Genomic DNA, 26,998 nt, shown 5'->3' with positions numbered 1-26,998 from the left:
GAGGAGCGACATGGCCAAGAAATCCTTCTTCTGCATCGACGGCCACACATGCGGCAATCCGGTGCGGCTGGTCGCCGGCGGCGGCCCGTTGCTCGAGGGCGCGACGATGATGGAACGGCGCGCGCATTTCCTCGCCGAGTATGATTGGATCCGCACCGGGCTGATGTTCGAGCCGCGCGGCCATGACGTGATGTCGGGTTCGATCCTGTATCCGCCGACCCGCGAGGATTGCGACATCGCCATCCTGTTCATCGAGACCTCCGGCTGCCTGCCGATGTGCGGCCATGGCACCATCGGCACGGTGACGATGGCCATCGAGCACGGGCTGATCAAGCCAAAGATGCCGGGTGTGCTGCGGCTCGATACGCCAGCCGGGCTGGTGATCGCCGAATACAAACAGGTCGGCGAATATGTCGAGGAAGTTCGCATCACCAACGTGCCGTCGTTCCTCCATGCCGAAGGCCTGACGGTCGAATGTCCGGTGCTTGGCGAGATCACCGTCGATGTCGCCTATGGCGGCAATTTCTACGCCATCGTCGAGCCGCAGGAGAACTACCGCGACATGGCGGATCATTCCGCCGGCGACCTCATCGCCTGGAGCCCGGTGGTGCGGCAGCGGCTCAACGAGAAATATTCCTTCGTGCATCCGGAAAACCCCGGCATCAACAGGCTGTCGCACATGTTGTGGACCGGCAAGCCGACGGTCGAAGGCGCCGACGCCCGCAATGCGGTGTTCTATGGCGACAAGGCGATCGACCGCTCACCATGCGGCACCGGCACCTCGGCGCGCATGGCGCAGCTGCATGCCAAGGGCAAGCTCAAGGCCGGCGACGCCTTCGTGCATGAATCGATCATCGGTTCGCTGTTCAAGGGCAAGGTCGAAAAGGAGGTGGCCGTGGCGGGCAAACCGGCGATCATTCCCTCGATCGGCGGCTGGGCGCGGATGACCGGACTGAACACGATCTTCATCGACGATCGCGATCCGTTCGCGCATGGTTTCGTGGTCAAGTAAGGAGAATCCTGACGTTGCGGAAAGGAGTGTGACGAAAAGACGAACCCTGTCAGGAACGCAACGATTCTTCTTATCACCTAATGTTGACGGCGATTTCTTCGAAACGGAGTGCATGATACGGCCGAATCGTCAAAGACATTGCGTTATGCCAATGATAGGGTCCGCGATAGTCCAGGGGTCGGGTGCAAAAAACGGGCGGTCGAAACGACGTGAATCGGAAACACGCGGGGCGGTCAAAAAAATCACGTTGCAATCCGGGCTCGAAACTTTACGACTAGGGGAAATACGAAAAGGAATGCGTCTGCATGGGCGACATTCCAGGGGAGCCATGTACACATGCAGTACTTTGTCCAGCAGCTTATCAATGGGCTGACGCTGGGATCGATCTATGGGCTGATCGCAATCGGCTACACGATGGTCTACGGCATCATCGGCATGATCAACTTCGCCCATGGCGACATTTTCATGGTGGGCGCCTTCACGGCGCTGATCGTCTTCCTCATCCTCGGCGCGCTGTTCTATTCGGTGCCCGTGGTCATCGCGCTGCTGGTCATGATGATCGTGGCGATGCTGCTGACCAGCCTCTACAACTGGACGATCGAGAAGGTGGCCTACCGGCCGCTGCGCGGTTCGTTCCGGCTGGCGCCGCTGATCACCGCCATCGGCATGTCGATCGCGCTGTCGAACTTCGTCCAGGTGACGCAAGGTCCGCGCAACAAGCCGATCCCGCCGATGGTCAGCCAAGTCTACAACATCGACGGCGTCAGCGTGTCGCTGAAGCAGATCATCATCGTCATCGTCACCGCGCTGCTCCTCGTGGTGTTCTGGTACTTGGTCAACAGGACCTCGCTTGGCCGGGCGCAACGCGCCTGCGAACAGGACCGCAAGATGGCCGCACTGCTCGGCGTCGACGTCGACCGCACCATCTCGATCACCTTCATCATGGGTGCCTCGCTTGCCGCCGTCGCCGGTACGCTGTTCCTGATGTACTATGGCGTGGTGGCTTTCTCCGACGGTTTCGTGCCGGGTGTGAAGGCGTTCACCGCGGCCGTGCTTGGCGGCATCGGCTCGTTGCCGGGCGCCGTGCTCGGCGGGCTGCTGATCGGCTTCATCGAGAGCATGTGGTCGGCCTATTTCTCGATCGACTACAAGGACGTCGCGGCGTTCTCGATCCTGGCCATCGTGCTGATCTTCCTGCCTTCCGGCATATTGGGCCGGCCTGAAGTCGAAAAGGTCTGAGATCATGGCCGTGACCGTATCTCGTGAGAGCGACAGCGTCGCCACCCCCACCCAGCGCGCGCTTAAGGAAGCGTTTTATGCCGGTGCCATCGCGCTTGGCCTGTTCGTGCTGTTCATCGGTCTGAAGACCGGCCAGAACATGTCCAATGAACTGGTCCTGACGCAGCGTTGGGGCCTGCTCGCCGCCGTGGTGATCGCCACGGCCGTCGGCCGGTTCCTCTATGTCGCCTATGGCCAGCCCTTCATGGCCAACCAAAAGATCGCCAACGTCGCCACCGGTCTGTTGCCGGCCAGCGTGGGGTCGCGGTTCTTCACGCTGCCGGCGTTCATCGTGGCTGTCGTAGCGGCGGTGCTGCTGTTCGCGTTCAATAGCTCCCTCGCCGGATGGGTGGGAGCGGAACCGGCCGGCTATCTGCAATTCCTGCGCGCCCTGGCGGTCATCTATCTGCTGGCTTGCGTGATCTACTACTTCCGCGCCTTCATCCATGCCAACTTCACCAAACTGGGTATCACAGCCCTGGTGCTGTACCCGATCCTCGTGGTCGCGGTGCTGTCGCTGAACGCATGGTCGATTGCCGGAGGGCTGCAGGGCTCGCTGAAATGGGTCGACAATTTCGGCATCCAGATCCTGATCTATGTGATGCTGGCCTGGGGGCTGAACATCGTCGTTGGCCTCGCCGGCCTGCTCGACCTCGGCTACGTCGCCTTTTACGCTCTTGGCGCCTACGCCTATGCGCTTCTTGCAACGCAATACGGCCTGTCGTTCTGGATCCTGCTGCCGGCCGCGGGCTGCATGGCCGCCCTGTGGGGGGTGCTGCTCGGCTTCCCGGTACTGCGCCTGCGCGGCGATTATCTGGCGATCGTGACGCTCGCCTTCGGCGAGATCATCCGCCTGGTGCTGATCAACTGGCGAGAGGTCACCAACGGGTCGGCCGGTATCTCCGGCATTCCCAAGGTTTCCTTCTTCGGCCTGGTGACCTTCAACGTGTCGGACCCCAACTACATTGCCAAGGTTCTGCACATCGCGACCTCGAGCGCGTACTACAAGATCTTCCTGTACTATCTGATCCTGGGCCTGTGCCTGCTTACAGCCTTCGTCACTATCCGGCTGCGCCGTCTGCCGGTCGGCCGCGCCTGGGAAGCCTTGCGTGAGGATGAGATCGCCTGCCGCTCGCTCGGCATCAACACCACCACCACCAAGCTGACCGCCTTCGCCACCGGCGCCATGTTCGGTGGTTTCGCCGGCTCGTTCTTCGCCGCGCGGCAAGGCTTCGTCAGCCCGGAATCCTTCGTTTTCCTGGAATCGGCCATCATCCTTGCCATCGTCGTTCTCGGCGGCATGGGCTCGCTGGTCGGCATCGCGGTTGCCGCCATGGTGATGATCGGCGGCACCGAGGCGCTGCGCGAACTTGACTTCCTCAAGCAGATATTCGGGCCGGACTTCACCCCCGAACTCTACCGCATGCTTCTGTTCGGCATGGCCATGGTCATCGTCATGCTGTGGAAGCCGCGCGGCTTCGTCGGCAGCCGTGAACCGACCGCCTTCCTCAAGGAGCGAAGGGCTGTCTCAAGCTCCTTCACCAAGGAGGGCCACGGCTGATGAACGCGACCACGCAAATGAACGATGCCATCCTGCAGGTCGATCATCTGTCGATGAAATTCGGCGGCCTGGTCGCCATCGGCGACCTCTCCTTCACCGCCCGACGCGGCGAGATCACGGCGCTGATCGGGCCTAACGGCGCCGGCAAGACCACTGTGTTCAACTGCATCACCGGCTTCTACAAGCCGTCCGAAGGCATGATCACGCTCAACCGGGCCGACGGCTCGACCTATCTGCTGGAGCGGCTGCCCAACCATGAGATCCCGGCGCGTGCCAAGGTGGCGCGAACGTTCCAGAACATCCGCCTGTTCTCGGGCATGACGCTGTTGGAGAACCTTCTGGTTGCCCAGCACAACAAGCTGATGAAGGCGTCGGGCTATACGGTGCTTGGCCTGTTCGGCTTCAGCGGTTATCGCAAGGCGTCGGCCGAGTCGATGGACCTGGCCAGGCATTGGCTGGAGAAGGCCGATCTCGTCGATCGCGCCGACGATCCGGCCGGCGACCTCCCCTATGGCGCGCAGCGGCGCCTCGAGATCGCACGTGCCATGTGCACGGGACCGGAACTTCTGTGTCTCGACGAGCCCGCGGCCGGCCTCAATCCGAAGGAATCGGCGGCGCTCAACGAGCTCTTGATGGACATCAAGAACAACACCGGCACCTCGATCCTGCTGATCGAGCACGACATGTCGGTCGTCATGCAGATTTCCGACCATGTCGTGGTGCTGGAATATGGCCGCAAGATCTCCGACGGCAATCCGCAGTCGGTGCGCACCGATCCACGCGTCATCGCTGCCTATCTCGGCGTCGATGACGAGGAGGTCGAGACCGTGCTGACCGAGGTCGGCGACGAGGACGTCATCGAGCAGCTCGACATTGGGCCGGATGTGGCGCATGGCCCCGGAACGTCGTCGTCATATCTGGCCGGACCTGTGACCGACACCGTCGGACACAGCGATGGCGAGCGCGTCACGGTGTCGAAAGGCGCTTCGAAGGCGGCTCAGGTCGATGCCCGCGCGGCTACCGTGGCGGGCAAACCCGTCGCAAAGCCGGCCGCGCCGGCCAAGCCCGCGGCAAAAGCGGCACCGAAGAAGGCGGCCGCCAAGGCGCCCGCGGCAAAGGCCGAAGGCATTTCGAACCGCCTTGCCGCCCCCCGTGGCGGCAAGGCCGACAACCTGACCCGCATCAAGGGCATCGGCACGGTCAACGAGAAGAAGCTCAACGAGCACGGCATCTTTCACTTCGACCAGATCGGCGCCTGGAAGAAGGCCGATGTCGAGGCTGCCGAAGCCTATCTCGCCTTTGACGGACGCATCGAGCGCGAGGAATGGGTCAAGCAGGCCAAGCTGCTCGGTAAGGGCAAGGACACGGAATTCTCGCGCCGCGTCGATGCCGGCAAGGTGGCGACCAGCCATGCTTCCGCAAAGACCACCGGTGCGGCCAAGCCTGTGTCGGGCAAGCGTGGAGGGGGCAAATAATGGCCGGGACAACGCTGCTCGATATCAAGGGCGTGGAGACCTATTACGGCAACATCCGGGCGCTGAACGGCGTCGATGTCACCGTCAAGGAGGGCGAGATCGTGGCGCTGATCGGCGCCAACGGCGCCGGCAAATCGACGCTGATGATGACCATTTTCGGCGCTCCGCGCGCTCGCACGGGGACCATCACCTTCGCCGGCACCGACATCACCCAGCTGCCGACGCACGAGATCGCGCGCATGCGCATCGCCCAGTCACCCGAAGGCCGGCGCATCTTCCCGCGCATGACGGTGATGGAAAACCTGCAGATGGGCGCCAGCCTCGACAATCTCAAACACTATGACGAGGACGTCGAGAAGGTGTTCACGCTGTTCCCGCGGCTCAAGGAGCGCATCGCGCAGCGCGGCGGCACGCTGTCGGGCGGCGAGCAGCAGATGCTGTCGATCGGACGCGCGCTGATGGCGCGGCCGAAGCTGCTTCTGCTCGACGAGCCGTCGCTGGGCCTGGCGCCGCTGATCGTCAAGCAGATCTTCGATGCGATCCGCGAGCTGAACCGCACGCAAGGACTGACGGTGTTCCTGGTCGAGCAGAACGCGTTCGGCGCGTTGAAGCTCGCCACGCGCGGCTACGTCATGGTCAACGGCAATGTGACGATGAGCGGCACCGGCAAGGAACTGCTCGCCAATCCGGAAGTGCGCGCCGCCTATCTCGAAGGCGGACATCACTGAGTCTGGAGCGGAATGTGCACCCGGTATCCCGCTCCAACTTGTTTGTTTGTCGCATGATCCTTGTCCGAAAAGTCTGCAACTTTTCGGGATCATGCTAGGGAGACTTCATCATGCAGGGCATTCTCTATGAGGAACCCTCGATCTGGCAGTTCTTCTTCGTCACCTGCCTGCTCGGCGGCTGGGCGGCCTGGATGACGGGCAAGGCCAGCGCCCAGACATGGCGCTCCTTCATCCAGCTTTTCATCTATCTGCTGGGTCTCGGCATCGGCATCCGCTTCATCCATCATGCGCTGTTCGACGGCACGATGTTCTCGCTGCAGTACTATGTCGTCGACACCATCGTGCTGATGATATTGGGCTTCGTCGGCTATCAATACACACGAACCAACCAGATGGTCACACAGTATAATTGGCTCTACGAAAGAGCTTCAATCTTGAGCTGGAAACCGAAAGGTTGACGTTCATCTTTAACGCCGGGTCAGGGATGAATCGGCGTGACAAGTGCCTGAAAATCGGCAAACTATGCTTTCTGCGATAAGGGTGGGCATCGCATGAAAGCTTCATCCACGCCCACTCCGTTAATGGGAGCGTTTAAATGAAAAAGTCACTTTTGTCCGCCGTCGCCCTGACCGCGCTTGTCGCGTTCGGCGGCAACGCGTGGGCTGATGTAATGTTCGGCGTTGCCGGTCCGATCACCGGTCCGAATGCGGCCTTCGGCGCGCAGCTGCAGAAGGGCGCGGAGGCGGCGGTCGCCGCGATCAATGCCAAGGGCGGCATCAACGGCGAGCAGATCAAGCTCGAAGTCGGCGACGACGTGTCCGATCCGAAGCAGGGCATCTCGGTCGCCAACAAGTTCGTCGGCGACGGCGTCAAGTTCGTGATCGGCCACTTCAACTCGGGCGTCTCGATCCCGGCCTCGGAAGTCTACGCCGAAAACAACATCGTCGAAATCACGCCGGCCGCGACCAACCCGAAGTTCACCGAGCGCGGTCTGTGGAACGTGTTCCGCACCTGCGGACGCGACGATCAGCAGGGCAGCATCGCCGGCGCCTACATCGCCGCGAACTTCAAGGATGCCAAGGTCGCCGTCGTGCACGACAAGACCCCTTATGGCCAAGGCCTCGCCGATGAAACCAAGAAGGCGATGAACGCCGCCGGCGTCAAGGAAGTGATGTATGAAGGCGTCAATGTCGGCGACAAGGACTTCTCGGCGCTCATCGCCAAGATGAAGGAAGCCGGCGTCACCCTGATCTACTGGGGCGGCCTGCATACCGAAGCCGGCCTGATCATCCGCCAGTCCGCGGATCAGGGCCTCAAGGCGCCGATGATGTCGGGTGACGGCATCGTGACGGACGAACTCGCCGCGATCGCGGGCGACGCCGTCGCCGGCACGCTCAACACGTTCGGACCCGATCCGCGCCTGATCCCGGCCAACAAGGAACTCGTCGAGAAGTTCCGTGCGCAGGGCTTCGAGCCGGAAGCCTACACGCTCTACGCCTACGCCGCCGTGCAGGTGGTCGCCGAGGCGGCCGCCGCCGCCAAGACGAACGACCCGCAGGCCGTCGCCAAGGCGATGCACGAAAACGGCCCGTTCCCGACCGTTCTGGGCGATCTCGCCTATGACGCCAAGGGCGACCCGAAGCTGCCGGGCTACATCATGTACGAGTGGAAGAAGAAGGACGACGGCAAGTATTCCTGGTTCCCGAAATAAGCTGCTCCGGCAGATCTGAAATCCAAGATGCCCGGCGCAACGCGCCGGGCATTTTCTTTTGGCGCGTTTGGCAGCCGACGATCTTTCGTGCCGGCTCCTCTCAGGCGGAGAGATCGCATCCAGGATCGAAATTGTCGCCATTGTTCCGTCCGTTGGTGCCAAGGCATGCGAGTGTTGGCCGGATAATTGATTTAAATCGGTTTAATCCGGCGCTGATTTTGTTTGCACTGCAGCATTTTCACGCTAATCATTGCACCGATTTCCCGTCCCTTCCGCTGCTGGAGCCCAGTCCTTGGCCATCACGAAGATCCTCGTCGCCAATCGGTCAGAAATCGCCATCCGCGTCTTTCGCGCGGCCAACGAGCTGGGCCTCAAAACCGTGGCGATCTGGGCCGAGGAAGACAAATATTCGCTGCATCGCTTCAAGGCCGACGAGAGCTACCAGGTTGGGCGCGGTCCGCATCTCACCAAGGATATGGGGCCGATCGAGAGTTATCTGTCGATCGAGGAGGTGATCCGCGTCGCCAGGCTCTCGGGCGCCGATGCCATCCACCCTGGCTACGGGCTTCTGTCCGAAAGCCCCGAATTCGCCGAAGCCTGCGCGCAAGCGGGCATCACCTTCATCGGGCCGAAGCCGGACACGATGCGCCGTCTCGGCAACAAGGTCGCGGCGCGCAATCTCGCCATCGAGGTCGGCGTGCCGGTCATTCCCGCCACCGATCCGTTGCCGGACGATATGGAGGCGGTCAAGAAACTGGCCAAGGAGATCGGTTATCCGGTGATGCTCAAGGCCTCGTGGGGCGGTGGTGGACGCGGCATGCGCGCCATCCGTTCCGAGGCCGATCTGGCCCGTGAGGTCACGGAAGGCAAGCGCGAGGCGAAAGCCGCCTTCGGCAAGGACGAGGTCTATCTCGAAAAGCTGATCGAGCGCGCCCGCCATGTGGAGGTCCAGGTGCTCGGCGACACGCATGGCAATGCCGTGCACCTGTTCGAGCGCGACTGCTCGATCCAGCGCCGCAACCAGAAGGTCGTCGAGCGGGCGCCGGCACCCTATCTCGAAATGGCGCAGCGCGAGGAGCTTTGCGGCTACGCGCTGCAGATCGCGCGCGAGACCAGCTACATCGGCGCTGGCACGGTCGAGTTCCTGCAGGATGCCGACAGCGGAAAGTTCTATTTCATCGAGGTCAACCCGCGCATCCAGGTCGAGCATACCGTCACCGAGCAGGTGACCGGCATCGACATCGTCAAGGCGCAGATTCACATCCTCGACGGCTTCGCCATCGGCACACCGCAATCGGGCGTGCCGGCGCAGAGGGACATCAGGCTCAACGGCCACGCCCTGCAGTGCCGTATCACCACCGAGGATCCCGAGCACAATTTCATTCCGGACTATGGCCGCATCACCGCATACCGCGGCGCCACCGGCTTCGGCATCCGGCTGGATGGCGGCACTGCCTATTCCGGCGCGGTCATCACCCGCTTCTACGATCCGCTGCTGGAGAAGGTGACGGCGTGGGCGCCGACGCCGGCCGAGACGATCGCCCGCATGAACCGGGCGCTGCGCGAATTCCGCATCCGCGGCGTCGCCACCAACCTCACCTTCCTCGAAGCGATCATCAATCACCCGAGCTTCGCCGACAATTCCTATACGACGAAGTTCATCGATACGACGCCGGAACTGTTCCAGCAGGTCAAACGGCAGGACCGCGCCACAAAGCTGCTCAACTATCTGGCCGACGTCAGCGTCAACGGCCACCCCGAGACGCGCGGCCGGCCGATGCCGAAGGCCGATGCCGCCGCACCGGTCGTGCCCTACATCAACGGCAATGTGCCGGGCGGCAGCAAGCAGATGCTGGACGTGCTGGGTCCTGAGAAATTCGCGGGCTGGATGCGCGAGCAAAGGCAAGTTCTGGTCACCGACACGACGATGCGCGACGGCCACCAGTCGCTGCTGGCGACACGCATGCGCACGCATGACATTGCCAATATTGCCGGCACCTACGCGCGCGCCCTGCCGCAGCTTCTGTCGCTCGAATGCTGGGGCGGCGCGACCTTCGACGTCGCCATGCGCTTCCTCACCGAGGATCCTTGGGAGCGGCTGTCGCTGGTGCGCGAGGCGGCGCCCAACCTGCTGCTGCAAATGCTGCTGCGCGGCGCCAACGGCGTCGGCTACACCAATTATCCCGACAATGTCGTGCAGCATTTCGTCAAGCAGGCGGCTGCCGGCGGCATCGACCTGTTCCGCGTCTTCGACTGCCTGAACTGGGTCGAGAACATGCGCGTCGCCATGGATGCGGTGGGCGCCGAAGGCAAGCTGATCGAAGCGGCGATGTGCTACACCGGCGACATTCTCGATCCGGCGCGGGCCAAATACGACCTGAAATACTATGTCGGCCTGGCCGGCGAACTGCAGGCCGCCGGCGCCCACATCATCGCCGTCAAGGACATGGCCGGTCTGTTGAAGCCGGCCGCCGCCCGCGTGCTGTTCAAGGCACTGCGCGAGGCGACCGACCTGCCTATCCATTTCCACACCCATGACACGTCGGGCCTGTCGGCGGCGACCGTGCTGGCGGCGGTGGAGAGTGGCGTCGACGCCATCGACGCGGCGATGGATGCCTTCTCCGGCAACACGTCGCAGCCTTGCCTGGGCTCTATCGTCGAGGCGCTGAAGGGCACCGAGCGCGACCCCGGCCTCGACCCGCAATGGATCCGCAAAATCTCGTTCTACTGGGAAGCGGTGCGTAACCAGTACGCCGCCTTCGAAAGCGACCTGAAAGGGCCGGCCTCGGAAGTCTATCTGCATGAAATGCCGGGCGGACAGTTCACCAACCTCAAGGAACAGGCGCGCTCGCTCGGGCTGGAAACGCGCTGGCACGAGGTGGCGCAGACCTATCACGACGTCAATCTGATGTTCGGCGACATCGTCAAGGTGACGCCGTCATCCAAGGTCGTCGGTGACATGGCGCTGATGATGGTCAGCCAGGACCTCAGCGTCGCCGATGTCGAGAACCCGGCCAGGGATATCGCCTTCCCGGACTCGGTCGTCTCGATGCTGCGTGGCGATCTCGGCCAGTCGCCCGGCGGTTGGCCGGCGGCGCTGCAGAAGAAGGCGCTGAAAGGCGACAAGCCGATCACGGCGCGGCCCGGCTCGCTGCTGAAGCCCGCCGATCTCAAGGCCAGCCGCAAGGAGATCGAGGAGAAGCTCGAGCGCAAGCTCTCGGAATACGAGTTCGCCTCGTGGCTGATGTATCCGAAGGTGTTCACCGACTTCGCCAGCGCGCAGGAGACCTACGGCCCGGTCAGCGTCCTGCCGACGCCGACCTATTTCTACGGCATGAAGTCGGAAGACGAGATCTTCATCGACATCGAGAAGGGCAAGACGCTGGTCGTGCGTTGCCTTGCCATAGGCGATGTCGACGACAAGGGCATGGTCACCGTGTTCTTCGAGCTCAACGGTCAGCCGCGGCGCGTCAAGGTGCCGGACCGGGCGCACGGTGCTTCCGCCGCCAAGGCGCGCCGCAAGGCAGAGCCTGGCAACGAGGCGCATGTCGGCGCGCCGATGCCGGGCGTGGTTTCGGCGCTGTCGGTCGCCACCGGCCAGGCGGTGAAGGCCGGTGACGTGCTGCTCTCCATCGAGGCGATGAAGATGGAAACGGCGCTGCATGCCGAGCGCGACGGTACCGTCGCCGAGGTGCTGGTCAAGACCGGCGACCAGATCGATGCCAAGGATCTGCTGATCGCCTTCGCTTGAGAGCCGGCAAAGAGCGGGCAGGCTGTCGGCTTCTGTCGGCAGCCCTCGCGCCTTGTTCGATAACAGCTTGACCCGCCGCCGCCGGTCGGGCATCGAACCGGCTCAAATTTGCCGCCGTCTTTCGCCGAGTCGCGGCACCGAACAAATCTTGGAGAAGAACATGGCCGACGACATCACCGAGACCAGCCAGACTGTTGCCGCCGGCCAGCTGCGTGCCCTCATCGAACGCATCGAGCGGCTCGAGGAAGAAAAGAAGACGATCGCCGACGACATCAAGGAAGTGTTCGCCGAGGCCAAGGGCACCGGCTTCGACACCAAGGCGATACGAACCATCATCCGCCTGCGCAAGAAGGACCAGGCCGAGCGCCAGGAAGAGGATGCCATCCTCGATCTGTACATGGCCGCGCTCGGCATGGTCTAAGACCAACCGCCCGGCGCCTGACGCGGTTGCCGTGGATACGGTTTGAACCATGAGCGAATTCGACTACGGCGGACGCCGCGCCTCTGAATTCCGCCATCGCGGTTTCTGGTCGCTGTTCGCTGAGCGGCATCCCGAAGAAAGGACCCGGCTGGCGCGCCGCGGTCCCTGGTTCTGGCAGCGCGGGCTGCCTGACTTCGCCCTGGTCATTTCCATGTATGTCGCGCCGGCGCAGAACCATGTCGGCGTCTTTTTCGGCCGCAACGAGAAGTTCGGCGCCACCCAAAGCTGGTCGCGGCTGAAGCCGTTCCAGCCGGCGATCGAAGAGAGGCTTAAGCTCAGGCCGGAGCAAAGCTGCCAAGGGCTCGGCATCAATTCGATGTGGCGGGTCAACTGCTTTGCCGAGGACAATTGGCCAGCCATGACCGACTGGCTGGTGACGGAATGCTCGCGCGTCGAGCGCGCCGTCGCCGATGTGCTTGGACACGGGTAGGGCGCCGTTGTCCCCGGAAGGCGCCCGATCCTTCTTCCGGTCGCGTTGGCTTGGCCAGGTGCCGATCGAGCGGCTGTTCTGGCTCGACATGCTGCTGGTCGGAACGGGGATCAGCATTGCCTCGTCGATAGTCGCTCTGATCCTGCTTGTGCTGAAGATGCCGCTCGGGCTCGTGCTGGCGGTGCATTTCGCACCTGTGCCCTACAATATCTTCCTCACCATTGCGGTTTGGCGGACGGCCGAGCAATCGAGCGCCAAGGCCTCGCTGATGTTGCTGGGCTCGGCGCTCTGGCTCATCGCCACGGTTGTGGTCTGAGCCGGCGGAATGCAGCATGAAAAGGGCGGCCGAAGCCGCCCTCTGCCGAAAGCCAAACGATGCCGATCAGACGGCCGGCTCGAATGTCAGCGCCACGCCGTTGATGCAGTAGCGCAGGCCGGTCGGCGGCGGGCCGTCCTCGAAGACGTGGCCGAGATGGCTGCCGCAACGCGCGCAATGGCACTCGGTGCGGACCATGCCGTAGCTGCGGTCGACGGTGGTCTCGATCGAGCCGGGCACCGGGTCGTTGAAGCTCGGCCAGCCGGTGCCGCTCTCGAACTTCAGCTTGGATTCGAACAGCGGCTGGTCGCAGCCGACGCAGGAAAATGTCCCGGCGCGCTTTTCGTAGAGCAAAGCGCAGCTTCCCGGCCGCTCGGTGCCGTGGTTGCGCATGACCGCATATTGCTCCGGCGTCAGCCGGGCGCGCCATTCGGCATCGGTGCGGGTGACGGGGTAGGTGTGGGTGTCCATTTGATCTCCTCAGCCTTGGCGGCTCGTTCTTTGTTGCAACCTCATATTCGCAACAAATAGGCATTTGTTACAAGGTTTGCCGGCATGCCCGCTGACCATCATCATCCTATCGCCGCCAGATAGCGCGCGACAGAGGTCGCCAGGGCCGTCTTGCCGCCGCCGATGATGTTCAGGTCCCACCATGCGCCGCGGATGTCGTCGAAGTCGAATGGCTCCAGTGCCGTCGCGATGCGGCGTACGGCTGCCGCGTTGAGCGGTATCTGGTTCGGATAGCTGTACATGAAGCTGACATGGCGGCGCGTCGGCGTCACCTGCACGGTGTCGCCGGTCAGCAGGGCGTTGCCGCCCTCTCGCTGCCAATGCAGCACCTGGCTGCCGGAAAAGTGGCCGCCGCAGCGCACGAGTGTCAGCGACGGATTGAGGGCAAGCGTCTCACCGTGCCAGCTGACGATCGAGGGATGCGGTCGCATGATCCATTGGCGGTCGTCGGCGTGGAGATAGATCGGCACGCCGCCGAACGCTTCGCTCCAACATGCCATCGCCGAGTAGAAGTGGCAGTGCGAGATGGCGATGGCTGCCAGGCCGCCGCGCCGGTTGATCTCGGCCACCGCCTCGTCGCTCACCATCGAGACGCAGTCCCACAGCACATTGCCATGCGTCGTCTGCACCAGCTGCGCCCGCTGGCCTATGGCGAAGCGCGGCTCGATGCCGAAGCCGAGCACGCCGGCATCGTCCCTCATCACCAACCGATGCCCGGCGGCAAGCTCCTGCGGCGTTACCCAGGCCTGGCCTTCCCAGCGCACGAACTGCCGCTCATCCTCGCAGATCGGGCAGTGTTGCGGCGGCGTCTCCGTGGCCGCGAACTGGACGCCGCACTGCAGGCAGAGGAAGCAGCTCATCGGATCTCCCGTCGGTCCTTCAATGTTTTCGAGAAAGCTGCTTCGTCGCGCTTTCGAGCCCGGCCAGCGTCAGCGGGAACATGCGGCCGCCGAAAATGTCGCGGATCATGGCGATCGAATGGGTGTAACCCCAGTTCTTTTCGCTCTCGGGGTTGAGCCATACCGCATTCGGCCATTGCTGCAGCAGGCGGCCGAGCCAGACGGCGCCGGCCTCCGGATTCCAGTGCTCGACCGAGCCGCCGGGGTGGGCGATCTCGTAAGGGCTCATCGAGGCGTCGCCGACGACGATCACCTTGTAGTCCGGTCCGTATTTGTGGAGGAGGTCGAAGGTCGGGATCACCTCCGCATGCCGGCGCCGGTTGTCCTTCCACACGCCTTCGTAGAGGCAGTTGTGAAAGTAGAAATATTCGAGCTGGCGGAATTCCGCACGCGCCGCCGAAAAAAGCTCCTCGACGCTCTTGATGTGGTCGTCCATCGAGCCGCCGACATCGAAGAACATCAAAAGCTTCACCGCGTTGCGCCGCTCGGGCCGCGTCTGCACGTCGAGATAGCCATGCTCGGCGGTGGCGTGGATGGTGCCGGGCAGGTCGAATTCTTCCTCGGCGCCTTCGCGCACCCAGCGGCGCAAGCGCTTCAGCGCGATCTTGATGTTGCGGGTGCCGAGCTCGACGGCATCGTCGAAATTGCGGAACTCGCGCTTGTCCCAGACCTTTACCGCGCGGCGGTTGCGGCTTTCGTGCTGGCCGATGCGCACGCCTTCGGGATTGTAGCCATAGGCGCCGAAGGGCGAGGTACCGCCGGTGCCGATCCATTTCGAGCCGCCCTGGTGGCGGCCTTTTTGCTCCTCGAGCCTTTGCTTCAGGGTCTCCATCAGCTTTTCGAAGCCGCCGAGCGCCTCGACAAGCTTTTTCTCCTCCTCGGTCAGGTGCTTTTCGGCGAGCCGGCGCAGCCACTCTTCCGGGATGTTGGCAACGTCCACCGCATCCGGTCCGCCCAGCGCCTCGATGCCCTTGAAGACATGCGCGAACACCTGGTCGAAGCGGTCGATATGGCGCTCGTCCTTCACCAAAGCGGCGCGGGCCAGGTAATAAAAGCCCTCGACGTCATAGTCGACCAGCCCGGCTTCCAGCCCTTCCAGCAGCGACAGGTATTCCCTCAGCGAGACGGGAACCCGTGCGGCCTTCAGTTCGAGGAAGAAGGGAATGAACATCGTCTATCTACAGCAGATCATACTCGATGAAGCCCGTGCGGCGCGCCACGTGATCGTAGAGCTTGCGTGCCGTGGCGTTGGTTTCGTGCGTCATCCAGTAGACGTTCTTGACGCCGATTTTTTCCGCCGCGTCCTTCACGGCATTGATCAGCGCCGCACCGATGCCCTTGCCGCGCACGTCCGGGTCGGCGAACAGATCCTGCAGATAGCAGTTGTTTTTCTCGGACCAGCCCGAGCGATGGTAGAGATAGTGGGTGAGACCGACAGCCCTGCCGTCGAGCGTGGCGATAAAACCCTTCGGCTCGAATTCGCCCGCCGTGAACAGCCGCTTCCAGGTGACGGCGTAGACCTCTTCCGGCAGCCTGGTTTCATAGAAGGTGAGGTAGTCGGTCCACAGGCGCGTCCAGTCGGCGTGGTCGGACTGCGCGAGCGGGCGGACAACGATCTCGGACATTTCTTCTCCTCCGAATGGTTATGGCCGAAGCTGCCTTGCCCTCCGGCCGGCAGCAACGGTCCACAGCCCGGGAAACGCTATTGCTGCCTGCCTATTGCTGCCTTCTGGCCATGAAGGCCAGCCGCTCGAACAGATGCACGTCCTGCTCGTTCTTCAGCAACGCGCCATGCAGCTTGGGCAATGCGTTTTTCGGGTCGGCGCGCAAATCCTCGGGCGCGATGTCGTCGGCGACCAGCAGGCGGATCCAGTCGAGCGCCTCGGAGGTCGACGGCTTCTTCTTCAGGCCCGGCACCTCGCGGATCTCGTAGAACCGGGTAAGGGCCGCCCGCACCAGATTCTGCTTGATGCCGGGATAATGGACGTCGACGATCCTGTGCAGCGTGTCGACGTCGGGAAAGCGGATGTAGTGGAAGAAGCATCGGCGCAGGAAGGCGTCCGGCAGCTCCTTCTCATTGTTGGAGGTGATGATGACGATCGGTCGCACCGCGGCGCGGATGGTCTCGCCGGTCTCGTAGACGAAGAATTCCATCCGGTCGAGTTCCTGCAGCAGGTCGTTGGGGAACTCGATGTCGGCCTTGTCGATCTCGTCGATGAGAAGCACGACCTTCTTGCCCGCCGCGAACGCCTCCCAGAGCTTGCCGCGCTTGATGTAGTTCTTGATGTCGTTGAACCTGGCATCGCCGAGCTGGCTGTCGCGCAGACGCGACACGGCGTCATACTCGTAAAGGCCTTGCTGGGCCCGCGTCGTCGATTTGACGTGCCATTCGATGAGATCGAGGCCGAGTGCCGCCGCCACCTGGCGGGCAAGCTCGGTCTTGCCGGTGCCGGGCTCGCCCTTGACCAGCAAGGGTCGCTCCAGCGCGATCGCAGCGTTGACGGCCACCATCAGATCCTTGTCGGCGACATAGGCCGCCGTGCCTTCGAAACGCATTTTTGCTCCTTGGTTCATCCCGCGACCGTAAGGACGCCGCCCGACCTGTGCAAGGGTGGGGCGCGGATGGCGAATAAAGCCGCCGGGGCCGCCTGTCTCACTGGCGCTTGACCGATGAGCGGCCTATATTGAGAGGGACGGTCTGCGCTTCCCGGCAGGAGAACATTTTCCCCGGGGCCTTAACGATCCTTAGGGAGCTGTCCCTGGGAAGACCCGTGGGTTTTCTCACACGGCGCCCACCTACTTTGTAGGTTCCCGGGATCGCTCTCTCCACCGGTTGTGTGGATCGTCACTTCTTGCAGCGCATCCATGCATTGCGGTGGATGATGCGTAGAAAACGTCGCTTCCAAAACGCCATTCAGATCCGGCCTTTTCTATCGTCCGCGCATGACATCTCTCAAAGACCTGAAAAAACAGCTGCGGCTCCAGGCGCTTGGCCGCCGCGACGCGCTCGATGAGTTCTGGAGGGTGGAGGTGGCGCTCGAAATGGCCGAGACGGCGCGCGATCATCTGGCCATCGAGCCAGGCCAGATCGTCTCCGGCTTCTGGCCGATGCGTTCGGAAGTCGACGTCAGGCCCTTGATGTTCGCCTTGCGCGAAAAGGGCGCCAGGCTTTGCCTGCCCGCCATTCTCGACAAGACCACCATCGTCTTTCGCGAGCTGGTGCGCGGCGCGCCGATGGTGGATATGGGCTTCGGCACGATCGGACCCCATGAAGAGGCCGAGGTGCTTGACCCCGAGGTGATGCTGGTACCGCTCGCCGCCTTCGACGCGCGCGGCCACCGCATCGGCTATGGCGCCGGCTATTACGACCGCGCGATCGCGAAGCTGGTCGACAAGGGGCATGCGCCACGGCTGATCGGCATCGCCTTCGATTGCCAGGAGGTGGCGCAGGTTCCGGACGAGAACCACGACGTGGTCATCCCGGAAATACTGACCGAGAGCGGGTTGCGCCGCTTCACGCCAAAATTGTAGATAATGGAGGCATGATCTTTTCGCGGATGTCATGCAGCTTTTGCTTCGCTGACTCTCGGTGCGGGATCATATGAGACTTCTCTTCCTCGGCGACATGGTCGGAAAAACGGGACGCACGGCGGTGTGGGAACAACTGCCCGGCCTGATCTCGGACTTCAAACTCGATTTCGTCATCGTCAATGGCGAGAATGCCGCGGGCGGCTTCGGCATCACCGAAGAGATCTTTCGCGAGACCATCGCCGCCGGCGCCGACGTCGTCACCACCGGCAACCATGTCTGGGATCAGCGCGATGCGCTGGCCTTCGCGCCGCGCGAAGAACGCTTCCTGCGTCCGTCGAATTTCCCCAAGGGTACGCCCGGGCGCGGCTCCGGCGTCTACATCGCCAGAAGCGGCGCGCGCGTGCTGGTCGCCAACATCATGGGCCGGGTGTTCATGCATCCCGAGCTCGACGATCCGTTCCAGGCCGGCGAACGCGAACTTGCCGCCTGCCCGCTCGGCGAGCAGGCGGATGCGGTGGTGATCGACTTCCACGCCGAGGCGACCTCGGAGAAGATGTGCTTTGCGCATTTCGTCGACGGCCGCGCCAGTCTCGTCGTCGGCACCCACACCCACCAGCCGACGGCGGACCACCAGATCCTCAATGGCGGCACCGGTTATCTGTCGGATGCCGGGATGTGCGGCGACTATGATTCCTCGCTTGGCATGGACAAGGAGGAACCGCTCAACCGGTTCCTGTCGAAGGTGCCGAAGGGGCGCTTCGAGGCGGCGACCGGCCCGGCGACCTTGTGCGGGGTCGGTGTCAATATTTCCGACCGTACCGGACTGACCGAGAAGATCGCGCCGTTTCGTCGCGGGCCTAGACTGGAAGAAACGGCTCCATCCTTCTGGTCGTGACGTTGATATGGGCGCGCGCAGTACCTAACTGCCGACGACATCTGCTTCAGATCGTTAAAAGAGGGGACAACGACCTCCATGCAGCTTATCGAATTTCTTGCGCCGCATTTTCAATTCGTTTCCGATCCAACCGCATGGGTCGCCTTGCTGACGCTGGTGGTGCTCGAGATCGTGCTCGGCATCGACAATCTGATCTTCATCTCGATCCTGACCAACAAGCTGCCGGAAGCGCAGCGGGCCCGCGCCCGCCGGCTCGGTATTTCGGCGGCGCTGGTCATGCGGCTGGTGCTGCTGGCCACCATCTCGATCATCGTCCAGCTGACGACGCCGGTCTTCACGGCCTTCGGCCATGGCTTCTCCTGGCGCGACCTGATCCTGATCGCCGGGGGCCTGTTCCTGGTGTGGAAGGCGACCAAGGAGATCCATCACACGGTCGATCCCGACGACCACAAGGACACGATGATGGGCGAGACGCTCAAGATCTCGCTTGCCGGCGCGATCTTCCAGATCCTGCTGCTCGACCTCGTCTTTTCGATTGATTCCATCATCACCGCCGTCGGCATGACCGACGAGATCGCCATCATGTACATCGCCGTGATCGTGGCCGTCAGCGTGATGATGCTGGCGGCGGGCCCGCTGGCCGACTTCATTGCCAAGAACCCCAGCATCGTCATGCTGGCCCTGGGCTTCCTGTTGATGATCGGCATGACGCTGATCGCCGACGGCATGGGTTACCATGTGCCCAAGGGCTACATCTACGCGGCGATGGGTTTCTCGGCCCTGGTCGAGGGGCTCAACATGCTGGCGCGGCGGCGCAAGAAAGCGAGGCCCGGCGACGGGCATTGAGCCTGGCACGCCGGGGCATCTAGCGCCCTGGCACGCCCTCCGGGTGGCGGTCGCCGATCAGGCCGAGCGTCAGGCCCCGTTCCAGCCATGCCTTGGCGCCGGCCAGCACCGACGTGAAGCCGCCGGTCGAGCCGATCGCTTCCTTCACCTGTTCATCGCCCGTGCCGGAAAAGCCGAAGTTGCGGACCTCGAGGAAGGTCGCGTCGCCGCGCATTTCGGTGAAGGTCCAGACCACCGTCGTCGGCGGATCGCCCCATTGCATGACGATCCTTTCGTTCCTGACGATCTCGCTGACCTTGGCGGTCGTCGAGACGCCATACATGCGCCACTCCCAGCGGACCTCATTGCCGCTGTCCAGCCGGCCGCTGCCATGGGTGAACCAGAATTTGGCGGTGATGGCCGGATCGACGATGGCCTCGAACACCTCGGCGACAGGCCGTCGGATCAGCATGCCGGCTTCGGCAGTCGGGGTTTCGCGGATCTCCATGGCGGTCTCCTTTCTGGGCGTGGCGTTCACCAGGCGTCGGGCTCGCGCAGCATGTGGACGATGCTGGCCGGGTTGGTGATCCAGCCGCCGCGAAAGCCTTCGCCCAAGGGCTCGATGGCATCGCAACGCACAATGCCGGCCTCGGCGAGGTGTGCGGCGGCGGTCGTGAAATCTTCGGTGAACAGCTCCAGCCAAACCTCGGCCTGGCTCAACATCGGCGCCTCGTCGATCCACAGGCGGTTGGGCCCGAGTTCGAAGCCGACCGCCGGCGCCTTGGCGGTGAATGGCTTCAGGCCGACCGTGTCGCGGTAGAAGGCGATCGTTGCTTCATACTGATGCGGCGGCACTTTCATGGCGATGTTGATGCCGCCGGTGATTTTTGTCGTCATTGCCGTCTCCATTGCGCCGCGCCTGGTGTCTTCGTCATCGTTCCGGCCAGGTTCGGTCAGGCCAGGTTGACCTGCCAGGAGACACCGAACCTGTCGTTGAGCCAGGCGAAGCGGCGGCTGAAACCGTAATTGCCTGACGGCATCAGGAACCCGCCCTCCTTCGCCAGTGCGTCGACAATGCGGTCCAGTTCCTCCAGGGAGGAGCAGTCGACATAGAACGAGACCGACGGCGTGAAGCCGAAGGCGTGGTGTACGGGGCTGTTGAAGATCATTACGTCCAGGCCGGCGATGGAAGCGCGCGCCAACTTCAGCGTCCCCTCCGGGCCATCCTCATCGGCACCATAGCGGGTAATGTCGAGGATGCTGCTGCCCGGAATGGTCTCGCAGTAAAGAGCCATGGCCTCCTCGGCCTTGCCCTCGAACATCAGAAACGGTGTTGCTCTCGTCATCGCGGACCTCCATTTTTCCCTGCTCAAACATTGCTCTCGTTGGCGGGTTCGCCCTTCATCTCGCTGCGGTAATAGCCGTCGCGCAGATTGATCCCGTATTCGACATAGGCCTTCATGCAGGCCAGCATCTGCGACCAGCCCTCGCAGTTGAGGTAGGACTTCTTCAGGCCGACCTCGCCTTCCTGCCAGCCGCTTTCGGCGATGGTGACGAAGGTGCCGCCATCGTCCAGCGGTTCGAAATTCATCTCGATGCGGGTCTTGTAGGCCGGCCTGCCGTCGGCGTCGGTGGCGTCCCAGCGCAGCACGATACGGCGGTCCTTGACCACTTCGTCGACCTCGACCGGCACCTTGCCCCACCAGACGACACCGGTGCCGGTCCGCAGCGGCGCGCTGGCGCCGCCAATGGTGGTGAAATAGCCGCTGAGCTTCTTGGGGTTGACGACGGCGTCGAACACTTCGGCGACCGGTTTGCCGATGCGGCCGGAAACGCGGAATCCCAGGGACATATCCACAGCTCCATCCTTGATCGGCTCGACGATATGTTATAGAAAGATAACATGTCAAGTCGATCGCAAGACGACAATGTTTTCAAGGCGCTGGCGCATCCGCGCCGGCGCGAAATGCTCGATCAGCTAAAGGATGAGCCGAAGACAACCGGCATGCTGTGCGCCGCCTTTCCCGATATCGACCGCTGCACAGTCATGCTGCACCTGAAGGTGCTGGAGGAGGCGGAGCTGATCGTCCCGCGCCGCGACGGACGCGAGCGCTGGAACCACCTCAACGCACTGCCGATCAAGCAGATCCACGACCGCTGGATCAGCCAGTATGCCGGCCATGCTCTCAGCATCATCGACCGGCTGAAGTCCGATCTTGAGGCGTAAGCGTTTGCGGCAGCCTGTCCGGTTGCGGCACGCGCGCGGTGCGGCTGGACGAATTGAGCCGATTTATCTATAAGCCGGCCATTCCGACAAGGAGCGCCGTACGTCCTCCGGACGCATCAAGGACGCTCTGAAATTTTGAGTTCGAGCATTTTGCAGAAGGCGAGGTAATGCAACTCGCCGCAGAACGCTCTAGCCGAACACGACAGGGGTGCCATGGCTGGCCATTCACAGTTCAAGAACATCATGCACCGCAAGGGCCGTCAGGACGCGGTGCGGTCGAAAATGTTTTCCAAGCTGGCGCGCGAAATCACCGTGGCCGCCAAGAGTGGCACGCCCGACCCATCGATGAATCCACGCCTTCGGCTGGCGGTCCAGAACGCCAAGGCGGTGTCGATGCCGAAGGACAACATCCAGCGCGCCATCAATAAGGCGTCGATGGGCGATGCCGAAAACTACGAGGCCGTGCGCTATGAGGGCTATGGCCCAGGTGGCGTCGCCGTCATCGTCGAGGCGCTGACCGACAACCGCAACCGCTCGGCGTCGAATGTGCGCGCCGCCTTCACCAAGGCCGGCGGCGCGATGGGCGAAACCGGCTCGGTGTCCTTCATGTGGGATCGTGTCGGCGAGATCTATTATCCGGCATCGGCCGGCAGCGCCGACAAGGTCATGGAAGCGGCGATCGAAGCCGGCGCCGACGACGTCGAAACCGACGAGGAAGGCCACACGATCTATTGCGCCTTCGAGAATCTCGGCGAGGTGTCGAAGGCGCTGGAAGCCTCGCTCGGCGAGGCGGAATCGGTGAAGCTGATCTGGCGGCCGCAGAACAATGTTCCGGTTGACGAGGAGCGGGCACAGTCGCTGATGAAGCTGGTCGCCACGCTCGAGGACGACGATGACGTGCAAAGCGTCTACGCCAACTTCGAAGTCGACGACGAGACCTTGGCCAAGCTCAGCGCGGCGTGATGAGCGAGACGCCGCTGCCCGCCATCCGCATCTCCTATTGCACGCAGTGCCAGTGGCTGCTGCGCGCCGGCTGGATGGCGCAGGAGCTGCTCTCCACCTTCGGCACCGATCTTGGCGAAGTGACGCTGGTGCCCGGCACCGGTGGTGTCTTCACCATCTCCTGCAATGATGTTCTCATCTGGGATCGCAAGCGCGACGGCGGCTTCCCGGACGCGGCAAAACTCAAACAGCTGGTGCGTGACGTGATCGATCCCGATCGCGATCTCGGCCATTCCGACCGCAAGGGCCACACGTCAAAGGGGCACGCGCAAGAAGACCCCGCCTGAGCGGAGCCTTTTGCGTTTCGCAACGCCTCTTCACAGCAATGCGAAGATAAAGCAGGCCATCGCCACGATGGCAGTGACGGTGCGGACGTGGTTCCACATCACCCATTGGCTCAGATGGTTCGCCCACACGGCTGCGCCATTGCTGCTGGCCGGGTCGACGGCGGCAAGCGCATCGTTGAGCGGCACGTTGAAGACCATGGTCACGATCGGGTTGCCGATCACGTAGATCACCGCGCCGGCAAGCAGCCAGTACGAACCGGACTGGCTCCAGCCCATGACGGCGGCGGCGATAAGCAGCAGGCAGAGCAGGCCGGTGCCGAAAAGCGCGGTCATGAAAGTCGGCGTGATCACCATGATGTTGATCGAATTCATCGCGGCGATGCCGCTCGGGACGGGCAGCCGGGCAAGTGCTGCCATGACGAAGTTGGAAAAGGCGAAGAAGACGCCGCCGACGACGCCCGAGCCGATTGCGGCGATGATCGTGAGGGCGGGGACAAGCTTGCTCATCTCAGTTGCTCCAGATTCGACCAGCGGCGGTTTCGGTTGCGTAGGCGGAAAAGTCTTTCGGTGCGCGGCCGAGCACGCGCTGGATGCCGTCAGTGAGCGACTCGTTGCGACCATCGAGCACCTGGGTGAACAGCTCATCGAGCAGCCAGACGATTTCGGATGGCAGTTCTTGCGACGCGACAGCGGCCGCGAACTCGTCATGCGAAATTCTGACAAAGCGGATGTCGCGCCCAACCGCCTTGGCAATTTCGGCGACCGCGTCGGCGAAGCTCAACAGCCGCGGCCCCGTCAGTTCATAGAGCTGGCCGACATGACCGGGCTCCGTCAGCACCGCTTCGGCGGCGTCAGCGATGTCGTCTGCATCGACAAAGGGTTCGCCGACAGGTCCGACCGGCAGTGCCACTTCGCCCGCCAGCAACGGCTCGACGAGAAAGCCTTCGCTGAAATTCTGCGAGAACCATGCGCAGCGCAGGATCGTCCAGTCGGCCCCGGAAGCTTTCAGCATCTCCTCGGCGCGCTGCGCCTCGTGCTCGCCGCGCCCCGACAACAGCACCAGCCGGCGAACGCCATGCTCCACGGCAAGGCGGGTGAAGGCATCGATCACTTCTGCGGCGCCCGGCACGGCGATGTCGGGATAGTAGCTGATGTAGACCGCGCTGACGCCTTCGAGTGCGGGAGCCCAGCTTGCGGGAGCCTCCCAGTCGAAAAGCGGCGTGCCGTAACGCGAGCCGATCCGTACCGGAATGGCGCGCGCCGTCAGCCGCTCGGCAAGGCGGCGGCCAGTTTTGCCGGTGCCGCCGAGGATAAGAATTGGTTTGGTGTCGGTCATGGTGATGTTCCTCCGTTTATAAACGTGAGAAATCCTCACATTTGCAAAACGTGATAAACCCTCGTATTTTGCGGGTCAAGCCATTTTTTCGGTGATTGTGCCGAACGCCTTGTTGGAGACAGTCATGGAAGTCACGCCGGCCAACGAGCAGATCGCTTCGCCACGACGGGCGCCAAGTCAGCAGCGCAGCCGCGAGCGGGTGGAGCGCATGCTGGCCGCGGCCTCGGCGCTGATCACCGAGCAGGGCAGCGACGCCATGCGCATGGGCGAGGTCGCCGAACGGGCAGGGGTGTCGATCGGCTCGCTCTACCAGTTCTTTCCCGACAAGCGGGCGATCATCTGGGCACTGGCCGAGCGCTACACGGCCGAAAGCCAGGCCTGCATCGCGGCCGCGCTCAAGGATGTCAGCGACGCCGAAGGCCTGCGGCGGGCTTTCTCGGAGCTGGTCGATATCTATTACGGGCTGTTCCTGGCCGAGCCGGTGATGCGCGACATCTGGTCGGGCACGCAGGCCGACAAGGCGCTGCGCCAGCTCGAACTCGCCGACAGCCGGGCCAATGCGGAGTTTCTCGTCGCGGTGCTGAAGCGCCTGCGTCCCGGCGCCGATTCCCTTGCCCTGGAGACCACGGCGTTTCTCGTCTGGCAAATGGGCGAGGCCGCGGTGCGGCTGGCCATCTCGGTCGAGCGGGAGGAGGGCGACAGGCTGGTCGCCGCCTACAAGCGCATGGCGCTGCGGGAACTGGCCGGCGATTGAGTGGCGCTGCGCGGAGTTATTTTCCCCTGCCTTGCATGGACTGGGCCGGCAAGGACTTGGCCGGCAAGGACTTGGCCGGCAAGGCTTCGGCCGGCGAGGATGTGACCGACATCGCACCGCCTGGCGGCTGGTGCTCGAGCCGCCATGCCTTCGGGCTCAGGCCGGTGATGCGCAGGAACTCGCGGTTGAAGTTCGATTTGCTGAGGAAGCCGGCATCGAACATGACGCGGGTGACCGGCTCGTCCGTCGTCACCAGCAGGCGGCGCGCCTCCTCGATCCTCTGATTGTTGACATACTGCGACACGCTCGATCCGTGGATGCGGTTGATCGCCGACGACACTTGCCGTGCCGGCAGGCCGAGCCGCCTGGCGATGCGCCCAAGGTTGAGATCGACGTCCTTGTAGAGTTGCTTCGACCGCATCAGCGCGTCGACCGCCGCCGCGACCGCAGAATCTTCGCCGGTCGCCCTTGGCGTGGTCTGTGCATGCGCCCGATCCGCTTCGTCGTCGTCTTCGCCCGGAGCGGCTTCTTCGCTGGCGACTGCGGCGGCGCCACCGAGCAGCAATAGAGCCAGCACGCTGCCGCCGGCTATGATCGCGCCGGAATGAACGCCGCCAGCCCATTGCATGTCGAGACTGATGAAGATGTCGGTGATGGGCGATGCGAGGATCGCCAGCGCCGTAACCCACAGCGACCGGTAGGACCGCAAGACGCCGTCGAGGCGCGATTCGACAAGGACGTCCGGGCCGGCCAGTGCAAGCCAAAGAAGCGCCAACCCATATGACAGGAACACCAGGATAATCAGCGGCCCGACCGGCTCGCGCCAGAAGGTCATCAGGAGGGCTGCCAGGCAGGCCGGCAGCATATGCGGCCACAGCCGGGCCAGGCGATGCTCCGACCGTTCCTTCGTCAGGCCGCTGAAAGCGATCCAGGCAAGCGGCGCGATCAGCGTCGCTATCAAGGACAGGACCGGCATGACGACCCTGGCATCATAACCCCAGCGCATGCCGATCAGCACCGACTGCAAGGCGTAGATCCCCATCAGCAGCATGAAGAACATGTTCTCGCGCAGGTCGGCCCGGCGGGCCATCCGCACGAGCAGAATGACGAGCAGCAGGGAGACGACGAACGGCAGGGGAATGAAAATCATGATCGCAGGCGTGGTTCTAAGGCTGGCAGCGACCGACAATGGCCCGGATTGCGTTCACGGTCGTCCCGGATCGTGATCGAGGTCGCGGAAATCGACATCCCGGTTCATTCCGACAGCGCCACGGTCCAGCGGGGACCGCCACACATGATCGGAGATATCAATGAAATCCGCAATTCTCGCCTTGCTGTCATTTGGCAGCGCAGCGCTTGCCTCACCCGCAAGCGGGGATACTGGCAAGACGCTCGATCTCGCCGGCGTGACCGCCGTCGTCATATCGGGCGAAGCCAGTTCCGTCCGGCTCACCGCTTCGGCTTCGGCCCCTTACCAGGTGACGATCGGCAGCCGCCGCGAAGGCTGGTTCGCGCGCTGGTATTCGAGCTGGTTCGCCAATGACTGCCGTTCTGCCAGCGATATGAAGCTGGAGGCCTCGACATTGCGCATCGACGTTGCCCCTTCGTCATGGTTGGATCCGTCAGACTGCAGGGTCGAGATCAACGCCAACATGCAGCCCGAAAGTTCGGTCTCGATCGACCAGGCAGCGCTGCAGGCCAGCATGACGGGGAATTTCTCCACCATCGCCATAACCAGCAAGGCAGCCGACGTGTCGCTGGACGGGCATGCCTCGAGCGTCGACCTCAGGGGTGACGCGCTGAAGGCCATCTCGCCTTCGGCAGCGTCAGGAAGGACGAGAACATCGCCATCACCGGCAAAGCGCTGGATGCCACGCTGTCCTTCGGCCAGGGGGTTGCGATCGGTTATTCGGTCACCGCCACCGCGTCGCTAGTCGACAGCTCGCTTGCCAACACCGCCGGCGCCAAACCCTCGGTAGTGATCAAGGG

The 26,998-nt window shown here is 63.1% G+C and carries 31 protein-coding genes and 1 other RNA gene; 20 read left to right on the top strand and 12 right to left on the bottom strand.

Features of this window, described 5'->3' with window-relative positions:
• Positions 1 to 10: 10 nt before the first annotated feature.
• The 11 genes from C1D09_RS18575 to C1D09_RS18525 all read left to right on the top strand — a co-directional run bounded on the left by C1D09_RS18575 (position 11) and on the right by C1D09_RS18525 (position 12,743).
• The gene (locus C1D09_RS18575; protein ID WP_143975682.1) at positions 11 to 1,012 is read left to right on the top strand and encodes a 4-hydroxyproline epimerase; all 1,002 of its coding nucleotides are present in this window, start codon (positions 11 to 13) and stop codon (positions 1,010 to 1,012) included.
• A 336-nt stretch (positions 1,013 to 1,348) separates the two neighbouring features.
• A complete protein-coding gene (locus C1D09_RS18570) occupies positions 1,349 to 2,251 on the top strand; it encodes a branched-chain amino acid ABC transporter permease (protein ID WP_010912089.1) in 903 nt (300 codons plus the stop codon).
• Between the two features lie 4 nt (positions 2,252 to 2,255).
• Positions 2,256 to 3,851, top strand: coding sequence for a high-affinity branched-chain amino acid ABC transporter permease LivM (gene livM, locus C1D09_RS18565; protein WP_143975681.1), 1,596 nt, complete (start codon positions 2,256 to 2,258; stop codon positions 3,849 to 3,851).
• Positions 3,851 to 5,326 (top strand): ATP-binding cassette domain-containing protein, encoded by a 1,476-nt coding sequence (locus tag C1D09_RS18560; protein WP_143975680.1) that lies wholly within the window; start codon positions 3,851 to 3,853, stop codon positions 5,324 to 5,326. Before livM ends, C1D09_RS18560 begins: the two co-directional genes overlap by 1 nt.
• The gene (locus C1D09_RS18555) at positions 5,326 to 6,054 is read left to right on the top strand and encodes an ABC transporter ATP-binding protein (RefSeq protein WP_010912086.1); all 729 of its coding nucleotides are present in this window, start codon (positions 5,326 to 5,328) and stop codon (positions 6,052 to 6,054) included. The genes C1D09_RS18560 and C1D09_RS18555 overlap by 1 nt, the downstream gene beginning before the upstream one ends.
• 110 nt (positions 6,055 to 6,164) lie before the next feature.
• Positions 6,165 to 6,512, top strand: coding sequence for a DUF6867 family protein (locus C1D09_RS18550; protein ID WP_143975679.1), 348 nt, complete (start codon positions 6,165 to 6,167; stop codon positions 6,510 to 6,512).
• Between the two features lie 137 nt (positions 6,513 to 6,649).
• Positions 6,650 to 7,765, top strand: coding sequence for a branched-chain amino acid ABC transporter substrate-binding protein (locus C1D09_RS18545; RefSeq protein ID WP_019861791.1), 1,116 nt, complete (start codon positions 6,650 to 6,652; stop codon positions 7,763 to 7,765).
• Positions 7,766 to 8,057: 292 nt separating this feature from the next.
• On the top strand, positions 8,058 to 11,516 hold the full coding sequence (gene pyc / locus C1D09_RS18540; RefSeq protein ID WP_143975678.1) for a pyruvate carboxylase: 3,459 nt from the start codon (positions 8,058 to 8,060) through the stop codon (positions 11,514 to 11,516).
• A 160-nt stretch (positions 11,517 to 11,676) separates the two neighbouring features.
• Positions 11,677 to 11,937, top strand: a complete 261-nt coding sequence (locus C1D09_RS18535) for a DUF2312 domain-containing protein (RefSeq protein ID WP_010912082.1) — start codon at positions 11,677 to 11,679, stop codon at positions 11,935 to 11,937.
• Between the two features lie 49 nt (positions 11,938 to 11,986).
• The gene (locus C1D09_RS18530; protein ID WP_143975677.1) at positions 11,987 to 12,427 is read left to right on the top strand and encodes a hypothetical protein; all 441 of its coding nucleotides are present in this window, start codon (positions 11,987 to 11,989) and stop codon (positions 12,425 to 12,427) included.
• A 7-nt stretch (positions 12,428 to 12,434) separates the two neighbouring features.
• Positions 12,435 to 12,743, top strand: coding sequence for a hypothetical protein (locus C1D09_RS18525; RefSeq protein ID WP_246135802.1), 309 nt, complete (start codon positions 12,435 to 12,437; stop codon positions 12,741 to 12,743).
• 66 nt (positions 12,744 to 12,809) lie between these two features.
• Here the strand turns inward: C1D09_RS18525 and msrB are convergent, their stop codons facing one another.
• The 5 genes from msrB to C1D09_RS18500 all read right to left on the bottom strand — a co-directional run bounded on the left by msrB (position 12,810) and on the right by C1D09_RS18500 (position 16,708).
• Complete coding sequence (gene msrB / locus C1D09_RS18520) at positions 12,810 to 13,214, bottom strand: peptide-methionine (R)-S-oxide reductase MsrB (RefSeq protein ID WP_143975675.1); 405 nt, start codon at positions 13,212 to 13,214, stop codon at positions 12,810 to 12,812.
• 101 nt (positions 13,215 to 13,315) lie between these two features.
• A complete protein-coding gene (locus C1D09_RS18515) occupies positions 13,316 to 14,113 on the bottom strand; it encodes an MBL fold metallo-hydrolase (RefSeq protein WP_143975674.1) in 798 nt (265 codons plus the stop codon).
• Positions 14,114 to 14,132: 19 nt separating this feature from the next.
• Complete coding sequence (locus tag C1D09_RS18510; protein WP_019861785.1) at positions 14,133 to 15,323, bottom strand: vWA domain-containing protein; 1,191 nt, start codon at positions 15,321 to 15,323, stop codon at positions 14,133 to 14,135.
• 7 nt (positions 15,324 to 15,330) lie between these two features.
• Positions 15,331 to 15,777, bottom strand: a complete 447-nt coding sequence (locus C1D09_RS18505) for a GNAT family N-acetyltransferase (protein WP_143975673.1) — start codon at positions 15,775 to 15,777, stop codon at positions 15,331 to 15,333.
• Between the two features lie 91 nt (positions 15,778 to 15,868).
• The gene (locus C1D09_RS18500; RefSeq protein WP_143975672.1) at positions 15,869 to 16,708 is read right to left on the bottom strand and encodes an AAA family ATPase; all 840 of its coding nucleotides are present in this window, start codon (positions 16,706 to 16,708) and stop codon (positions 15,869 to 15,871) included.
• Between the two features lie 136 nt (positions 16,709 to 16,844).
• On the opposite strand from C1D09_RS18500, the gene ssrS reads away from it, so the two are divergent.
• The 4 genes from ssrS (at position 16,845) to C1D09_RS18480 (ending at position 19,424) form a co-directional block, all read left to right on the top strand.
• A non-coding RNA gene (gene ssrS / locus C1D09_RS18495) (6S RNA) lies at positions 16,845 to 17,000 on the top strand.
• 95 nt (positions 17,001 to 17,095) lie between these two features.
• Positions 17,096 to 17,683, top strand: a complete 588-nt coding sequence (locus tag C1D09_RS18490; RefSeq protein ID WP_143975671.1) for a 5-formyltetrahydrofolate cyclo-ligase — start codon at positions 17,096 to 17,098, stop codon at positions 17,681 to 17,683.
• Positions 17,684 to 17,753: 70 nt separating this feature from the next.
• On the top strand, positions 17,754 to 18,578 hold the full coding sequence (locus C1D09_RS18485) for a TIGR00282 family metallophosphoesterase (protein ID WP_019861780.1): 825 nt from the start codon (positions 17,754 to 17,756) through the stop codon (positions 18,576 to 18,578).
• Positions 18,579 to 18,656: 78 nt separating this feature from the next.
• A complete protein-coding gene (locus tag C1D09_RS18480; RefSeq protein ID WP_143975670.1) occupies positions 18,657 to 19,424 on the top strand; it encodes a TerC family protein in 768 nt (255 codons plus the stop codon).
• A 19-nt stretch (positions 19,425 to 19,443) separates the two neighbouring features.
• Here C1D09_RS18480 and C1D09_RS18475 read toward each other — a convergent pair whose 3' ends face one another.
• From C1D09_RS18475 to C1D09_RS18460, 4 genes are read right to left on the bottom strand one after another with little or no spacing between them, the layout of a single operon-like run.
• Positions 19,444 to 19,911: an SRPBCC family protein gene (locus tag C1D09_RS18475; RefSeq protein ID WP_143975669.1), complete on the bottom strand. Its 468-nt coding sequence runs from the start codon at positions 19,909 to 19,911 to the stop codon at positions 19,444 to 19,446.
• A 26-nt stretch (positions 19,912 to 19,937) separates the two neighbouring features.
• Positions 19,938 to 20,300, bottom strand: a complete 363-nt coding sequence (locus tag C1D09_RS18470; protein WP_143975668.1) for a hypothetical protein — start codon at positions 20,298 to 20,300, stop codon at positions 19,938 to 19,940.
• A gap of 56 nt (positions 20,301 to 20,356) precedes the next feature.
• A complete protein-coding gene (locus C1D09_RS18465) occupies positions 20,357 to 20,749 on the bottom strand; it encodes a VOC family protein (protein WP_143975667.1) in 393 nt (130 codons plus the stop codon).
• 23 nt (positions 20,750 to 20,772) lie between these two features.
• Entirely contained in the window at positions 20,773 to 21,255 is a 483-nt protein-coding gene (locus C1D09_RS18460; protein WP_143975666.1) for an SRPBCC domain-containing protein, read from the bottom strand.
• A 51-nt stretch (positions 21,256 to 21,306) separates the two neighbouring features.
• Between C1D09_RS18460 and C1D09_RS18455 the strand changes: the two genes are divergently transcribed.
• The 3 genes from C1D09_RS18455 (at position 21,307) to C1D09_RS18445 (ending at position 22,919) form a co-directional block, all read left to right on the top strand.
• Entirely contained in the window at positions 21,307 to 21,630 is a 324-nt protein-coding gene (locus C1D09_RS18455) for an ArsR/SmtB family transcription factor (RefSeq protein ID WP_143975665.1), read from the top strand.
• A 213-nt stretch (positions 21,631 to 21,843) separates the two neighbouring features.
• The gene (locus C1D09_RS18450; RefSeq protein ID WP_143975664.1) at positions 21,844 to 22,593 is read left to right on the top strand and encodes a YebC/PmpR family DNA-binding transcriptional regulator; all 750 of its coding nucleotides are present in this window, start codon (positions 21,844 to 21,846) and stop codon (positions 22,591 to 22,593) included.
• Complete coding sequence (locus C1D09_RS18445; protein WP_143975663.1) at positions 22,593 to 22,919, top strand: Rdx family protein; 327 nt, start codon at positions 22,593 to 22,595, stop codon at positions 22,917 to 22,919. The genes C1D09_RS18450 and C1D09_RS18445 overlap by 1 nt, the downstream gene beginning before the upstream one ends.
• A 30-nt stretch (positions 22,920 to 22,949) precedes the next feature.
• On the opposite strand, the gene C1D09_RS18440 is transcribed toward C1D09_RS18445, so the two are convergent.
• Positions 22,950 to 23,426: an anthrone oxygenase family protein gene (locus tag C1D09_RS18440; protein ID WP_143975662.1), complete on the bottom strand. Its 477-nt coding sequence runs from the start codon at positions 23,424 to 23,426 to the stop codon at positions 22,950 to 22,952.
• A gap of 1 nt (position 23,427) precedes the next feature.
• Positions 23,428 to 24,255: an NAD(P)H-binding protein gene (locus C1D09_RS18435; RefSeq protein WP_143975661.1), complete on the bottom strand. Its 828-nt coding sequence runs from the start codon at positions 24,253 to 24,255 to the stop codon at positions 23,428 to 23,430.
• A gap of 124 nt (positions 24,256 to 24,379) precedes the next feature.
• On the opposite strand from C1D09_RS18435, the gene C1D09_RS18430 reads away from it, so the two are divergent.
• A complete protein-coding gene (locus C1D09_RS18430) occupies positions 24,380 to 25,009 on the top strand; it encodes a TetR/AcrR family transcriptional regulator (protein WP_143975660.1) in 630 nt (209 codons plus the stop codon).
• A gap of 16 nt (positions 25,010 to 25,025) precedes the next feature.
• On the opposite strand, the gene C1D09_RS18425 is transcribed toward C1D09_RS18430, so the two are convergent.
• Entirely contained in the window at positions 25,026 to 26,159 is a 1,134-nt protein-coding gene (locus C1D09_RS18425) for a helix-turn-helix domain-containing protein (protein WP_143975659.1), read from the bottom strand.
• Positions 26,160 to 26,319: 160 nt separating this feature from the next.
• Between C1D09_RS18425 and C1D09_RS18420 the strand changes: the two genes are divergently transcribed.
• On the top strand, positions 26,320 to 26,943 hold the full coding sequence (locus tag C1D09_RS18420; protein WP_143975658.1) for a hypothetical protein: 624 nt from the start codon (positions 26,320 to 26,322) through the stop codon (positions 26,941 to 26,943).
• The last annotated feature ends 55 nt before the right edge of the window (positions 26,944 to 26,998 follow it).

The sequence above is a fragment of the Mesorhizobium intechi genome, from assembly GCF_002879535.1.
Classification (GTDB): domain Bacteria; phylum Pseudomonadota; class Alphaproteobacteria; order Rhizobiales; family Rhizobiaceae; genus Mesorhizobium; species Mesorhizobium intechi.
This window is presented reverse-complemented; position numbering and strand designations above follow the sequence as displayed.